The sequence below is a fragment of the Pristimantibacillus sp. Z349TD_6 genome (assembly GCF_056173205.1).
Genome location: NZ_CM149662.1, coordinates 236,972 through 251,549, shown reverse-complemented (window position 1 = coordinate 251,549; position 14,578 = coordinate 236,972). Strand labels below are relative to the sequence as shown.

Below are 14,578 nucleotides of genomic sequence, written 5' to 3'. Positions count from 1 at the left end.
ATCTCTATAGTTAGATCCATTATATCCAAGCCCAATGACGGCAAAATGACAAACTTCGACAAAAGCAAAAAAAGCCCCTATTATTTTAGGAGCCTTTCATATCTACTCATTCTTATTTATCCAGCTCGGACAGCAGACTGAAATATAAATCAGCAACCTCGCGGGAAGGTTTTATACCGATCTCTCTATGCAGCGTGTCTTCGTATTGCTTATATTGCCGGGTCAACGCTTCCTTGTTCTCTTGCAAAGCCAAAGCTTTCATAAGCAGCAAAAAGGATTGTTCGTCTAGTTCATTGCGCGACACGAGCTTCATTAACAACCTAATGGCAGCATTCGTCTCGCTTTTATTTAACAAAGCCATGCATAATCGCTGAGTAAAGGAGGTGTACAGCAACGAAAGACGCTCAATCTCGTTCCAAGCCCATGCAAAAGCGTGATCCCCAAATAAGTCCCCTGCGTACAACTGCTCTAGTGCAATCGCCTCTTCCAGATTCGTCTCATCCACGACTGACATTTTTCTACAGCCTTCTTCAAAGCTTACAAGGTCTACACTCACCTCACTCAGACTAAGGGCGTAGTGGTTGCTGTCAGAATGCAAATTCTCTCTCAGGCCAAATGGATCTAATACCTTCCGCAGCTGATAGACGGTCGTATTCAAGTAAACCTCAGCATTCTTTTGTGGCATGTCGCCAAACAGCTCTTCGATCAGTCTTGCTCTGGATATCAGCCTTCCTTTATGCATAAGCAAATAGCCAAACAGTTCCGCGCTTTTGCTTGATTTCCATTTCGCCCTTATACCCTGCGTGCTTTGAATATCTATAACACCTAAGCAGTTAAACCTCGTCTCATTTAAAGGCGCCGCCAACTCCCCTTGCCGCAAGTGCTCTTTACGCAACTCAGCAAACGCTCTTTGCAGCGTTTTTTCAAGTCTTTCCAGCACAACCGGCTTTACGATATAGTCGAAGGCATAAACATCAAAGGCAGGCAAAGCATATTCTTTGTGGGAGGTCAGGAACACGATCTTTATCTCTCTTCCGACCTCTCTTAACCGTTCGGCAAGCTCGAGCCCAGTTTCCCTCGGCATGCTTATATCCAGAAACACCAAGTCTACATCATGATTCATCAGATAAGAAAATGCTGTTTCTGTCTCCGTGAAGCTGCCTGCAATTTCTATTTCCACAGACGTCTTCGCAAGCATCCGTTTCATAATTAAATGCATCGCCTTCTCGTCATCAATAAGGATAACCTTCAACCTGCGCTCGCCTCCAAGCTGCTTCGTCTGAATGCATGTGCAGATGGCGTAGGAACGGAGAAGTAGAAGGTACTTCCTTGCTCAGAACTATCGAACCAAATGTCTCCACCATTTAAACGAACAAATTCCCTGCATAACGTAAGTCCCAAACCGACGCCCCGTTCTCCTGCTGTTCCTGTTGATGACACCGGATAACCTTCTAGTAGCAGTGAGCTGGCCTGTTGTGGCGATATGCCGTCTCCAGAATCACTTACAGAAATAATTAGTTTATCGGCTTGATGTTCTGCTTTTAACCGGATCGTGCCGCCGATGTTGGTAAATTTAACGGCATTGGACAATAAATTTCGGACGATCAAATCCAGCATTTCTTTGTCGGCTAGCACAAATGTATCCTTCGGTATTTCCGATATCAATTGGATTTTTTTACTCTCGCAACGAACCGCCAATAACCGGATGCAGACCTGTACGGTATGGTTTATGTCTCTCTCCACTGGGTTAAATACCATGCCTTCGCGTTGGCTTCGGAACCATTCCAACAAGCTCTCTACCAGTGCAAAAGTATTTTCAATTTGCTGTCCCATTTCATGGACGATTTCCTCATGCTCTCCGCCGGATCCTTGCAACTCGTCCTCCATGAGCTCCATCAAATTGATGAGCACCGCAAGCGGATCACGAATATCATGAGCGACTACGCTAAACATTCGATCCTTGAACATGTTTAGTTCGCTTAGCTGACGGGCATTATCAAGCAGCCGCTCCTCTGAACGCACCATTTCCGTAACATCGCTTAACAAAAACATTTTGCCGACAGGCTTCTGGTTCTTATCACTAATCAAGGACATATGCACATTATAATAGGGTTCATCCGCTCGACCCGAAATTTGAACCTTGCTGTTCAAAGAAGGCCCTTGCATGATTTTCTCCAACAGCAATGGATATTGCAAAAAGACTTGCGCAGCCGGCAAACCGATCCACTTATTATTTATCCCTTTAATAACCTGCTTGCTAGATTGGTTGAAGCTAGTTAGCGTATTTTCCAAATCAAAAATAATTACCGCATCCTGCATGGATGCAAACACCTTTTGTAGCGCTAAGGGCGCTAGTCTAAGCATGTTAAATTGATAAATCCCCCACATGTAGAAGATTCCTGAGAAAATAAAACCAAATGGGGAGATATCAATTGGCATATAAATGACATTGCTTAAATAAATAAGCGTAAATCCAAAAGGCCCCCATGATCCAATGATCATAAAAGCGATTTGTTTCTTCATGCGAGATGTCGCTTTTAGAAACATTTCAACCATTAATCCCATGCCTACTACAAAGAAGGAATACGAATAGTAGACATGCAGCTTGTATAAAGGTCCTTTCTCCGTCGTTACCAGCGGAAAGCCCTCTGAGTAATTCAAAGTCATGCTTTTATAAAATAAATGATGCCAATCGTTCGTATAATGAGCTACAAATGTAATGGAAGGAACAATCATCAGCAGCGCTACTACCCATTTTCGAACGAGCGCTTGCCTTCCCGTATATTGCAGCACCATTATAATCCATAAAATAGTGCCGAATGGGATGCCTAGATATTCAATTCGAAGCCAGAAGCGTATATGCTCTAAATCGGTGCTAACAATTTCAAAAGCATATCCGAAAGTGTACAATGAACCCGTCAACATGCCTAGTCCATAACTAATCGCAATAGGCAGCTCTTTTCTTTTCCAAGAGAGATAACACAGCATTAGCGAGCAGCAGGTAGCCGCCATCAGCAATGCTGATAAATATAAATTGTAGCTCATAGATGTTAGCCCCCGTGCTTTATGTACTCTCTCGTTATGTTTCTCTTATGTTAGCAGATGAAGTTGTAAAAACATATATTGCCGCAGCAAAAAATTGCATAAAACACTATTTTTTATTATTAAAAATTCGAACCCTAAAAAGCCCACTAGGTAAATTTCACCTAATGGGCTTTTAGCTCGCTGTAGTTGATTATGATTACCTCAACGATTTTAAGGTTTCTTATAGAAGTACGCTAATCAATGCAATCAAAGCAGGTAGGCCTTGGACCAACCAAATAGACCGTTTCGCTGTCGCTCCTCCGTACAATGCCGCAATTAGAACGCAAATCAAGAAGAAGATTACAATAGACTCGCCTGTTTGAGCATTGGGATGCACCAAACCCCAGATAATCCCGGCCGCCAGAAAGCCATTGTATAGTCCTTGGTTAGCGGCCAGTGATTTTGTGACTGCTGCCTCTTCCTTCGTCGTGCCGAACGTTTTCATCCCGCGCGGGGTCGTCCATAGAAACATTTCTAGTATGAGAATATAGATGTGCTCAAGCGCTACAATTCCGACTAATAGGGAAGCAATAATAGTCACTACCTCCTTGGATGATTTGTATTCTATTCTTCCATTGATTCTAACATAATATTCAAAAGTCTACCTGCAAGATCACATCGCTTTATATAGAAATGAACGGTAATGGATTTCATGCTGCCCAGAGCAGAAGAATACGCGCAAAGTACGCTATTAATCAGCTGTTAGCTTCGTCTACAAAATAGCTTAATTCGGTTCACATGAACATTTACTAAACGGATATTTCATCCGTTTTGTTTACTGTACGATTTTTCCCTTCACTACACCGAGAAAAACAAACGGCATAGGGCTTTTCCCCATGCCGTTTCTATTTCCGTTTTACTCCCAGTCTTGTCTTTAAGATTAACTTAATGACATTGGCTAACACGACGCTCTTTGTTCATGGTTTGGTGGAAGCGAGGGGATTTGAACCCCTGTCCGAAAATCACGCCACTTAGGCTACTAAGGGGTTAGTCACAGTTCTGATGTCACTCGAGCAAACGCCCCAGACAATTTTATTAGCATATCTAATGTTGAAAAATGGGTACTGCCACTTACACTTGTGTACTCTTTCCAGAATATGATTGTTTAGAAAAGAACCGAAAATGTAACGCATGCTTTAAAGGAGATGTGGTTCAATGAGATATTCCAGAAATTCGCAACGGTTCTCCAGCCACACACGCCATTTCATTAAAAAACTAGGCTGCAAGCAGAACGAACAACTGCATTTTATTTTAGTCCATGACGCTAAAAACAAAAACAAGAGATTCAGTTCTTCATCTAATCACCCTGCGATGACACTCCATAAACCTCTAAATCTACTTGAAAGGCTTACTCCTCAAATTACACTCTTTTCCAAGAGAAATAAACTCATACATGTACTCAGCCAAAATAAAAGAGGCTATGCCGTATTTATGGAGATCAATTACCGAGAAACAAGGGCTAGTGATTTCAAAAAAATCAGAGCACAGTTCATCGATGTAGATCTAAATAAGATATCAGTACATTTAGACACAAAAGAACAAGTCAAGCAGATGATTAAATCCATTCAGTCCGACCCTGCAGAACTGCTTCAATCTATTACAGTTAAAAGAAATAAGCAAGGTCAATATCATCTACTGGCACTGCGAAAAAAACAGAGAGTAGCAAAATTGAAGAATGCGTTTATAAAAAAATTCAGGAGTCAAATTAAAGATTCGATGATAATCGAAACGAAAAACGGATATCACATCTATTGGGTCCTTCAAAGCGGATCCGTAAACAAATTCGTTCCTATACAAAAAGCATTGGCCAAAAAATTCAGTTCTGATCCCATGATAACAAATCTATCAAGAGTCATGCGTATACCTGGCTTTTACCATATGAAAAATCCTAAAAACCCCTTTATGGTAAAGATCAGACAATTGGGTAGGAAAAAACCTTTTTCCCAAGAGGAAATTATTCATTCACTCGCATTAGAGTCCTTTTAATCAACTTATATAAACCAATCAAGCTTAGAACAGTCGATAGCATATCAAGAGATAGCAAAAACCCCGACCTCTTGCGGTCGGGGTTTACATGGTGGAGGCGAGGGGAATGGATACCTCTTATACAGAATATTTCCACCATCACATACATGTGAAAAAATAAACTATAGTTCCCCGTTAGCTAAACGCGGTATAGTTTGGTAACCATTCCGTGCAAGCATCCGCACGTAATTGCAGCTCATTATACAGCATCCCGGCATGGTAACCATCACAAACGGCATGGTGGAATTGTCCTGATAATGGCAACAGTATTTTTTCGTCATAGTGAAAATATTTCCCCATGGTAAAGATGGGCAGTAAATAGTTTCCCTCATTATAGATGTTCAGGTTAAATCCAGTGAAGCTGACCCAAGGAATGCTGGAAATAGGGACAGTGCCCGGTGGTTCATTTGTTTTAGCGGCAAATTGTTTAACACTTCCGTACTTTTTCATATCATCAAGATAGCGACTGTAGAAATCATTAAAATCTTCACTGTACAACGTCCATAAGCTTGAAAAAGTCTTATCATCATCATGGAAAATTGTAAAGCTAGGAGATAAACTATCCCAATAACCTAATGTCCCGTCTGCATGAAAACATGTGCGAAATTCATCGTGGCGGTTTACCACCGTAGTTATCATGTGGATTAGTGCTGGATACAGCTTTATCCTCCGACTCTTAAGTTCTTTCAGCAGCCGGGAAATGTCGATATTTGCCGTCATGCTAAAAGTGCATCTGACATTGTTTAAATAATGCTCAAAATAGGGTTTTCTACTCCAGTTATCAATGATAATCGGATTGAATTTCATTTATTATAACCTCCTAAAATGATTACTTTTTTCGTTTTAGGAGGTTTGATCCACTGCTTTAACCATATCCTCATCACAATCCCAACAAATTATTTTTCTACTGCCAGTTTTGAGAGAACCCGATCCATTTCATCAAAATGTTCTCTATCGCTTGAAGCATAGATCAAATCAAAACTATCGTTATTTTTCAACACTGTTATTATGCTGTCATTGTAATTCCCGTAAAATTCGATGCCAATCCAATGCTGAAAGGAAATACCTTTATTATTAAAATTTTCACGAATAAAATCCAAGTCGGTTTGTTCAATAGAATAGAACGATTCACAGCCATATTCAAGAGCGAATACGCTTTGCAAATAGGCCATCGCATGAAAAAAATCGGTCAATGTTTCAAAATCCTTTTCCCATACCTTTTCATCGTAACTCATATAAACAGGGGGATTGGACTTGAATAAATCGTTCTTATGGATTCCCCAAACACAGACACGTTGATTCTCGCAATAAAAAATTAAATATTCGCTATGTTTGAAGTATTGAATTTGCTCGGGTTTGATCAAATGATCTTGCGTATGATTTAGCCTCTCGTCTTTACCGAGTTCCAAATAATAATCAATAAACACCTGAGGCAATGCACCAAAATTATTTTTAATAATTTGTATCTCGTCATGACTAAACCCATTTCGTTTCGTAATATGAAACAACTGTTTAATCATTGTAAAATCAGTCATCCGCATCACACCTTATCCTTGTATAATACTCCATATCTGCATTTCTTCGTACAACTCTTTAGTTAAATATTTCATTCTTTCCTCTTAATCTCATTTCGCTGACTCACTAAGTATAGGCTTGTAAATCTCTTTTGTTGCGCTAACCTTCCCATTAGTTTAATAAAAGACGTGCCCTTAACATGACTAAAAAATCAAAAAAACCGAACTCACGAGGTCAGGTTACTTCATCTTATTCACCATTCTGTAGTGCGATGACGGTATAGCTTTTGTATTCTGCGCCTGCTGAATTGATTTTCTTAAGTTCCTCAAATAATTCCTTCGTGGCAGTTGACCGCTTTCCTTCACTAAATAAAGTCTGAAACTTAGCCTTTATTTTCTTTCCCCATCAGATAATTTGCATATCCCCGCCTCATGCGTTACTATGTTTATATCGACAAATTTGCAGGTCTATATAAGGAGGTTCACGCATCCATGTGCCCCCGCACCAAAGAACAAAACGAGCTCATCCGCATGCAGCGCAAGGAACAGATCCTGGACGCCGCCGCGCGCACCTACTTCCACACGGGTGGTAGCTTTGATATTCGCGACGTCGCCCGCGAAGCCGAGCTCGGTTACGGCACGGTATACCATTATTACCCCAACCGTCATTTATTAATAGAAGATGTGTTGGACAGCGGCTTCGAGCGATGTGAGCAAGCCCTGACAGAATGGGCAAACACCTGCGTCGACAGCCCGGATAATAGGCAGCTGTTGACTTATTGCAAGGCACTGCTCCGTCTGTGGCAGTCGGACGCTCGCGCATATCTTGTCTACAAAATGGCGGCGGAACATTATACAGGCTTGCCTGCGAAGGATCAGCACCCCACAAAGAAACGATTCATGGAACGGCTGTATGTTCCGCTCCAATCGATCGTACAGCGCGAAGACGACAGCGTCGACCATATGCTTGCCGTGCTGGTCGGCTGCTGTGGGCTGCACTATTATGCGGGCACATCCGAGCTGGACGTCGATCGAATCGCCAAGCTCGCGATACAAGCTATTACGAAGGAGTCCTGATACGAATATGGTCATTTTAAAAAGCAAACATGAAATCGAGGCCATCCGCAAGGCATGCCAAGTGGTGGCCGAATGCCATCGCACGATCGCCTCACTGATCAAACCGGGAATCACAACGAACGAGATTGAGCGCATCTTCGAGGACATTATCTTGAAGCATGGCGCCAAGCCCTACACAAAGGGCTACAAGGGATATCAATATGCGACCTGTGCATCCGTCAACGACGTGATCGCGCATGGCTTCCCTAGCAATAAGCCTCTTGAGGAGGGCGATATCGTGACGATCGACACGGTCGCAGAGCTTGACGGCTGGCTCGGCGATTCGGCCTGGAGCTATGCAGTCGGGAACATATCGCCGACGGCCGAGAAGCTGATGCGTGTCACGAAGGAATGCCTTGACATCGGCATCTCGCAGGCGCAGCCCGGCAATCGGCTAGGCGACGTGACGAGCGCCATCCAGCGGCATGCCGAATCGAACGGCTTCGGCGTCGTGCGCGACCTTCTTGCGCATGGCATTGGCCGGGATCTGCACGAGGAGCCGAACTATATGCATGTCGGCAAGCCCGGCAAAGGCCTCCGCATCAAGGAAGGCATGGTGTTCACGATCGAGCCAATGATCACCGAAGGCACCTACCACATGACAATCGATTCGGACAACTGGACCGCACGGACGCTGGACCGCAAGCTCGCCGCCCAATACGAGCATACGATCGCCATCACGGCTGAAGGTCCGCAAATCCTGACCGCGCAATAAAATAATTAGAGGTCGACCACGAGATGGTCGACCTCTTTTTTACATATTCGGTTTAGCGTCTTTCTTCATCCAATTCAAACCGAAGCAGGATCGTGATGAGACTGCTAGCCTCGGCACAATCACATGCCGATACGATGAATTCATCTCCGGCGAACCGAAAGAAAAAATCGGAAACGCCGACTGAATCGGACTATAACTGGGCCAGATGATGCAATGCAAGGTCTCCCACTTGATGGCCATTGGTGTCGTTAATAGAGCATTTTTGTCCTTTATTGCGACTGCGTAACATTGCGTTATTCTACCCGTTATTTTAATAAAAGACGTGCTCTTAACATAACTAAAAAATCAAAAAAAACCGACCTCACGAGGTCGGGTTTCTTCATGGTATTGGTGGAGGCGAACCGTGGATGAGCAAATCCACAATTCGCCGCAGAGTATTAATTAGGATGTTTGGGGAGGTGGCGTCAACGAATTAACCTTATTGGCAACCCCAAAAGGAACATGTGCAGTTGGAGAAACACTCGATACTCCCTCAATATGACCTACCTGATCATCGAAAAAGATATGAGGACGAAATACCTTTAACACTCTCCCCTTCTCTATTCCGCCAAGGAAGAAAGCTTCGTCAACCAGTATGCCAAGAGTTCTCAGCGTCGTTACTACGCGTTCATGTGCAGGTGCATTTCTAGCCGTTACTATAGCTATCCGGACACGCGGGGAATACGAATTATCCTTCTGCTTTTTCTTCCACTCACGGCGCTGAAGAGTGGCTACTTCACCAAAAAATTTGAAAAGCGGCCCGGGCGGCAGAGCTTCGCTTGCCTTTTGTCTCTCATTCTCATGAAAGCCTTCCATTCCAAGAGCCTGATAGATCCCTTCCGCTGAATCGTCGGCGATAATACCATCAAAGTCAAACGCAATCCGAAGTTCCAACTCTTTCTCATCATCAACAAATCCAGTAGGAAACACCTGGGCGGCTGGCAAACCCATTTCGATGGCAGATCGCACATCGTTAGGATTTGCCGAAAGAAATAATGAAGCGTTAAATGCATTCATGTAAATGAATGGATTCGAACCTGCAACGAATGCAGCACGAGTTATCGAAAGTCCATAGTGTTGAATAGATTTGAAAACACGAAGCCCCGTATCGGGATCGTTCCTCGACAGTAACACGACCTCAACCGGTTGGTCGGCCGGATCATCACCGTTGATCATGAGTAGACGTTTGATCAACGGGAAGGCGACTCCCGGTTCTAGCACATCCTGTTCATGATTATGTTGATATTGGCGATATTCTTCCTCTCCCTTATCCTTAAATACCTTGTCGGACTCCTCCAAGTTGAAAAGGGCGCTTGAGGCGACAGCTACTACAAACTTCTCTTCTATGGGAAAAGGCATGGTCTCCTCCTTACCGTTATATGTGAGATAGTAAATTCCAGTGGGGTAGAGCCAGTCCCTTCTCGCCGATTATCATCTCAAATAATCTTATAACAATATTCGACTAAATCTTCCAGACCCCTCCACCTACAAATAAAAAAGTACCCAATCAACGTCTCATTGACGTAAGTCGGGTACTTCTATTAGTCACAAGCACGTTGAACCCCTGTCCAGTATTATTAACCCTGAATCTTAACTTAATTCGTAACTCTTTAGTAATAAAGATTTGGCCTTTTCTAACTGTTCATCGTTGTTAATAGTGATTTCGAGTTCACCAGTTCCATAATGCCCGATTTTTCTTACATCCCTTGTGAAGCCTGGTTCAATGTCGATGGATTCTGGATTTACCTTTATATAAATGGTGATTCTACCCATTTGGGGATGTACTTCAATACATGCAAAGTTCTTAATTCTTCTAAAAGCGATGTAATGCTTCAGAGTTTTTTCTTGTACATCATCACCTAGGGCTACCAGAAAAGCCCTAATGGCCTCATAACGATTTTTTAGAACCGCATCTGATTGTGCAAGGTATTCTGTTACCGTCTTCTCAGAAGTTTTATTCGATGCCGGTACTTGCTTCACTTTATCGAATTCTACATCTTGAGCTGTTGTTGCATTGACAAGGTCAAGCATTAAGAGTTCATCACCAAACTGCTTATAACTATATAATTCAATATTACGATTGATTTGCTGTACTGCGTGTCCGTCATATTTGGTGAAGCCGCCAGCTATACAGACTAGACGTGTAGTTGACCAATCAATGAGTTCAGCAACATCATTTCCGTACTTTTTCATGACCAGGAGAGTAAACTCTGCTTTATGGTCGAGTAACCAATCCAGATAATATAATCCCTGATTGATAACATTTTCGTTAGTAGATCTTTTATATTCAATAATCACAGGAGCATTATTTTCATCTATACCCAGCGTATCAATCCGCCCGCCATGTGTCTTTCCAGTCGAATATTCAGTTGCTAAAAATCGGATTCCGAGAATTGCTTCTAAGTGTCGCTCCATCAAAGCCTGAAGTGATTTTTCAACCGCTACTGATTTCCCTTCAAGTTCTGTAACTTCTCCACCATTTATATTAAATAACTTGATATCCCCCAAATGTCGACGCTCCTTTTAAACTAGAGATTTGTCTATACCTTTCAACACCAGACAGCAATTTCCTGCAACATGCTCACTCCAAACTATATAAAAAAAGCGTCAGTACAGGGAGTTATTCTGAAACATATATTCATTATTCGTCATATTTGGGTAGATTGGAGTGAGTAGTCTACAATATAGTCGAAATGAGGAGACTTCAAATGAATGTTCAAGATTTAGGAAGAGTTCTTAGTGAAATGTATCATAAGGCACCCCAAGGAAAACAAGTTGTTAAAATTCATTTATTCGGTATTAAGTATGCCGATGTTATACAAAAAAAACATTACAGCATAAAGGATATCGTAACTGCTTCTGGTTTAAACATTTCATTAACCGAAGTTAGTAAAGGAATAAAATTATCAGAATATGTCGTACCTAAAAATTAATCTTCTATAATAAGAACCCCTGTCTAATATTAACCATTGTGGTTTTGTCTGGACAAGGGTTCATCTTTCCGAGGGGATTTGAACTCCTGTCCGAAGATCACGCCACACTTGTCATCTATGATTTTCACACATAAAAAATTTTCAATAATTTTATTATTTATAGGTAGGAGGGAAACAATAATAATAGAAGAAATTATGGAAGTCAAAACAAAGGAGGAAGCCATGGGAAGATTAGTTCATTTCGAGATTCATGTAGATAATATGGAGCGTGCTAAGAAGTTTTATGGAGAGGTATTTGGATGGACATTTGAGGATTGGAGCAGTTATGCAGGAATGCCCTACTTTGGAGCTGTGACGGGAAATACAAATGAACTTGGAATCAACGGAGCTTTGATGCAGCGTCAAGGTGCCTCTCCACAACCTGGCCAAGCCATGAATGGTTATGCATGCACAATGGGAGTGGAAGACTACGATACTACTGCAGCAAAAATTCTTAATCTTGGAGGCAAGCTCGCATTGCCAAAGTATGCACTGCCTGGGATGGCGTGGCAAGGTTATTATATTGACACTGAAGGTAATTTATTTGGAATCCATCAGCCAGATGAGAATGCAAAATAGCATTTTGCCTTTTCCGCATATTTACAACTGCCCGGCCTCACGGTTGGGCTTTTCATGGTGGAACTAAGTGTTTTTGCGCATTTTCATAATTGAAATATAGCTGATAAATAGCAAAAACCCGACCTAATACGGTCGGGTTTCTCATGGTTTGGTGGAGGCGAGGGGATTTGAACCCCTGTCCGAAGATCACGCCACACAGGCTTCTACGGGTGTAGTCACAGTTTTGATGTCACCCAAGCAAACGCCCCGTAACCGGCTTTCGCTAAGGTCAGCCTGATTGTCTTCTTCAGCTCACCGCAGGCGGAGATGAGACAGCGTATTCCACTACTTGTTAGCCCCTAATCCAGTCACATGGACGATGCTGGGTAGAAGCACGCACACAGTTTCTTAGGCTGCGAAAGCGTAGTTTGTTTGTTGTTTGCCGTTTAATAGGCTTTAGCGTTGATGAAGCGGACGACTCCCCGCTACCCGCAACCCGCGCTCGTACAATCCCCGTCGAATCCATAAACGCCCCCAATTTTGCATAAACGGTTAGCTGCAGATTAACACTACTCCGAAAAGTAGATCTACACTAACGTTTAGCTCGATTGAAGCTTTAGGATTAAGGATCAGCATCTGACCAAGCAGGCTGTTCCGATTGTCTAGCACAATTGCACTTGCATTTATTGATTGTCTTGCCGTTGCTACTGTCTTAGTATACCACGAATCAGCTGCTTCCGTGCACAATTGTTATTGGCAATCATGGTCGCTTGCTGCCATGGAAATCTACACCTTAGTTAGAAACCTTCTGTTTCTCACGCAGTACGCGCTGAATGTCACGCTGAGCATCACGTTTAGCTGCACTATCGCGCTTGTCGTATTGCTTCTTACCTTTACCGAGACCAATCAATAACTTCGCGTAACCATTGCGCACATAAATCTTCAAGGGTACAATAGCATAACCTTCTTGCTTGGATAAGCCTAGAAGCTTATGAATTTGCATCTTGTGCATCAACAGCTTGCGAGCACGCGTTGGATCGGTAGGGTTGTGAATATTCCCTTGCTCGAACGGACTAATGTGCATATTGTGTATGAAAATTTCGCCGTTACGAATGGTAGCAAATGCATCACTAATATTTGCACGACCTGTTCGCAGCGATTTAATTTCTGTACCCAAAAGCACCATGCCAGCTTCAAACGTTTCCTCAATGAAATAGTCATGGGAAGCTTTCTTATTCTGGGCGAGCTGCTTGCCGTCACTTTTCTTACCCATGCTAGTCACCTCGACTTAATTAAGCTAAAATAATGGTTGCATATATACTGGTGTTCATTGTAACAACTTTAACAACGAAAATCAAGGCGGCCATGGAGCATCACACTCTGTCGCTCAGCCCAAAAAGGAGATTTCCCATGCTGCTTGAAATCATTGCTACGACTGCAGATGAAGCGGTTACAGCTGTAGTGCACGGTGCGGACCGTGTAGAGCTTATATCCGCCTTTGAAGAAGGTGGACTAACTCCACAAGAGGACGTTACGGTTTCGGTGCTTGAGGCGTTAAAACGGCTCGAGCAAGCTAATCACACACCTATAACTAAAGTATATCCCGTACATGCGATGGTTAGGCCTCATAGCAAGTCCTTTGTTTACGATAAGGCAGATCTTAGTGAAATGACGGCTCAAATGATCAGAATGCGTACATTAGGCGTTCATGCGTTCGTCTTAGGCACGCTTCAGCTTGATGGGACTATTAATACAGATGCTTTAGAAAGTTTATTGGAAGCTGCCGGCGATCGTCCTGTTACCTTCCACCGAGCATTTGATGAGGTACCTGACCAAGAAGAGGCGTTAACCACACTCCTAAAATACCCTCAAATCAAATGGATACTTACCTCAGGCGGTAAACCGAGCGTTCTTGAAGCAACAGATGAAATTAATAGGTTGGTTAAACAAAGTATTGGACATACTGTTACCATACTCCCAGGAAGCGGTCTATCGGTTCCTTCATTGCCTACCTTCATAAAATCTACCGGAGCACAAGCCGTTCATCTCGGAACTGGTGTTAGAACCGGTGGAACAGATTCTCCTATCGATGGAATGCTCGTTCGTCATGCCCGTCAATTACTTAACGAATTCCTATAAAGAAACAAAACAGAAGCTCCTTTTATGCACAAAAAAACCGCCCTCAACCTAAAAGGTCAAAGGCGGTTTTATCAACGTTCGTAAGCTACTACAGCTTTACAACGTTTTCTGCTTGTGGTCCACGGTTGCCTTGAACAACGTTAAATTCTACGCGTTGTCCTTCTTCAAGAGTTTTGAAGCCTTCGCCAGTGATTGCGGAGAAATGTACGAATACATCGTTGCCGCCTTCAACTTCGATAAAGCCGAAACCTTTTTCTGCGTTAAACCATTTAACTGTACCTTGTTGCATGTGTAAAAACCTCCAAAAAAATAATATTAATATGCGCCTGGTTTGTCTTTAAACAAAAAATTCACACATTGGAAAGGGTTTCATGACTATAATGATACCCTTTTCAATATGTGAATTCAGGTTCATA

Annotated in this window: 15 protein-coding genes and 1 other RNA gene; 6 read left to right on the top strand and 10 right to left on the bottom strand. The window is 42.7% G+C overall.

The genetic code is table 11. From position 1 onward, the window contains the following. Positions 1–112: 112 nt before the first annotated feature. The 3 genes from AC0VYE_RS01240 to AC0VYE_RS01230 all read right to left on the bottom strand — a co-directional run bounded on the left by AC0VYE_RS01240 (position 113) and on the right by AC0VYE_RS01230 (position 3,625). Positions 113–1,252, bottom strand: coding sequence for a response regulator (locus AC0VYE_RS01240; RefSeq protein WP_076270725.1), 1,140 nt, complete (start codon positions 1,250–1,252; stop codon positions 113–115). After that, positions 1,249–3,045 (bottom strand): sensor histidine kinase, encoded by a 1,797-nt coding sequence (locus AC0VYE_RS01235; RefSeq protein WP_076270726.1) that lies wholly within the window; start codon positions 3,043–3,045, stop codon positions 1,249–1,251. The genes AC0VYE_RS01240 and AC0VYE_RS01235 overlap by 4 nt, the downstream gene beginning before the upstream one ends. Positions 3,046–3,265: 220 nt before the next feature. Then, entirely contained in the window at positions 3,266–3,625 is a 360-nt protein-coding gene (locus tag AC0VYE_RS01230) for a DUF1304 domain-containing protein (RefSeq protein ID WP_076270727.1), read from the bottom strand. A gap of 614 nt (positions 3,626–4,239) precedes the next feature. Here AC0VYE_RS01230 and AC0VYE_RS01225 point away from each other — a divergent pair. Continuing rightward, a complete protein-coding gene (locus AC0VYE_RS01225) occupies positions 4,240–5,070 on the top strand; it encodes a DNA-primase RepB domain-containing protein (RefSeq protein WP_475445510.1) in 831 nt (276 codons plus the stop codon). A gap of 174 nt (positions 5,071–5,244) precedes the next feature. Here AC0VYE_RS01225 and catA read toward each other — a convergent pair whose 3' ends face one another. Beyond that, a complete protein-coding gene (gene catA, locus AC0VYE_RS01220; protein WP_475445508.1) occupies positions 5,245–5,916 on the bottom strand; it encodes a type A chloramphenicol O-acetyltransferase in 672 nt (223 codons plus the stop codon). A gap of 89 nt (positions 5,917–6,005) precedes the next feature. Continuing rightward, positions 6,006–6,629, bottom strand: a complete 624-nt coding sequence (locus tag AC0VYE_RS01215) for a hypothetical protein (RefSeq protein ID WP_475445506.1) — start codon at positions 6,627–6,629, stop codon at positions 6,006–6,008. 486 nt (positions 6,630–7,115) lie between these two features. Here AC0VYE_RS01215 and AC0VYE_RS01210 point away from each other — a divergent pair, with 486 nt between their 5' ends. Together AC0VYE_RS01210 and map are read left to right on the top strand one after the other, a co-directional pair. After that, positions 7,116–7,700 carry a TetR/AcrR family transcriptional regulator gene (locus tag AC0VYE_RS01210; protein ID WP_475445504.1) on the top strand — a complete coding sequence of 195 codons (585 nt, stop codon included), beginning with the start codon at positions 7,116–7,118 and terminating at the stop codon, positions 7,698–7,700. 7 nt (positions 7,701–7,707) lie between these two features. Beyond that, positions 7,708–8,454, top strand: a complete 747-nt coding sequence (gene map, locus AC0VYE_RS01205; protein ID WP_076270732.1) for a type I methionyl aminopeptidase — start codon at positions 7,708–7,710, stop codon at positions 8,452–8,454. Between the two features lie 441 nt (positions 8,455–8,895). Here map and AC0VYE_RS01200 read toward each other — a convergent pair whose 3' ends face one another. Both AC0VYE_RS01200 and AC0VYE_RS01195 read right to left on the bottom strand, forming a co-directional pair. Then, a complete protein-coding gene (locus AC0VYE_RS01200; RefSeq protein ID WP_475445501.1) occupies positions 8,896–9,852 on the bottom strand; it encodes a 5'-nucleotidase in 957 nt (318 codons plus the stop codon). A 231-nt stretch (positions 9,853–10,083) separates the two neighbouring features. Next, positions 10,084–11,001 carry a DUF5655 domain-containing protein gene (locus AC0VYE_RS01195; RefSeq protein ID WP_475445499.1) on the bottom strand — a complete coding sequence of 306 codons (918 nt, stop codon included), beginning with the start codon at positions 10,999–11,001 and terminating at the stop codon, positions 10,084–10,086. Positions 11,002–11,201: 200 nt separating this feature from the next. On the opposite strand from AC0VYE_RS01195, the gene AC0VYE_RS01190 reads away from it, so the two are divergent. Both AC0VYE_RS01190 and AC0VYE_RS01185 read left to right on the top strand, forming a co-directional pair. After that, on the top strand, positions 11,202–11,426 hold the full coding sequence (locus AC0VYE_RS01190; RefSeq protein ID WP_076270735.1) for an HTH-like domain-containing protein: 225 nt from the start codon (positions 11,202–11,204) through the stop codon (positions 11,424–11,426). 222 nt (positions 11,427–11,648) lie between these two features. Continuing rightward, positions 11,649–12,044 (top strand): VOC family protein, encoded by a 396-nt coding sequence (locus AC0VYE_RS01185; protein WP_076270772.1) that lies wholly within the window; start codon positions 11,649–11,651, stop codon positions 12,042–12,044. Between the two features lie 149 nt (positions 12,045–12,193). Here AC0VYE_RS01185 and ssrA read toward each other — a convergent pair. Together ssrA and smpB are read right to left on the bottom strand one after the other, a co-directional pair. Further along, positions 12,194–12,559, bottom strand: a transfer-messenger RNA (tmRNA) gene (gene ssrA / locus AC0VYE_RS01180). Between the two features lie 257 nt (positions 12,560–12,816). After that, entirely contained in the window at positions 12,817–13,296 is a 480-nt protein-coding gene (gene smpB, locus AC0VYE_RS01175) for an SsrA-binding protein SmpB (RefSeq protein ID WP_076270736.1), read from the bottom strand. A gap of 137 nt (positions 13,297–13,433) precedes the next feature. Between smpB and AC0VYE_RS01170 the strand changes: the two genes are divergently transcribed. After that, entirely contained in the window at positions 13,434–14,162 is a 729-nt protein-coding gene (locus AC0VYE_RS01170; protein ID WP_475445496.1) for a copper homeostasis protein CutC, read from the top strand. 88 nt (positions 14,163–14,250) lie between these two features. Here AC0VYE_RS01170 and AC0VYE_RS01165 read toward each other — a convergent pair whose 3' ends face one another. Next, positions 14,251–14,451, bottom strand: a complete 201-nt coding sequence (locus AC0VYE_RS01165) for a cold-shock protein (RefSeq protein ID WP_028609190.1) — start codon at positions 14,449–14,451, stop codon at positions 14,251–14,253. Positions 14,452–14,578 lie beyond the last annotated feature (127 nt).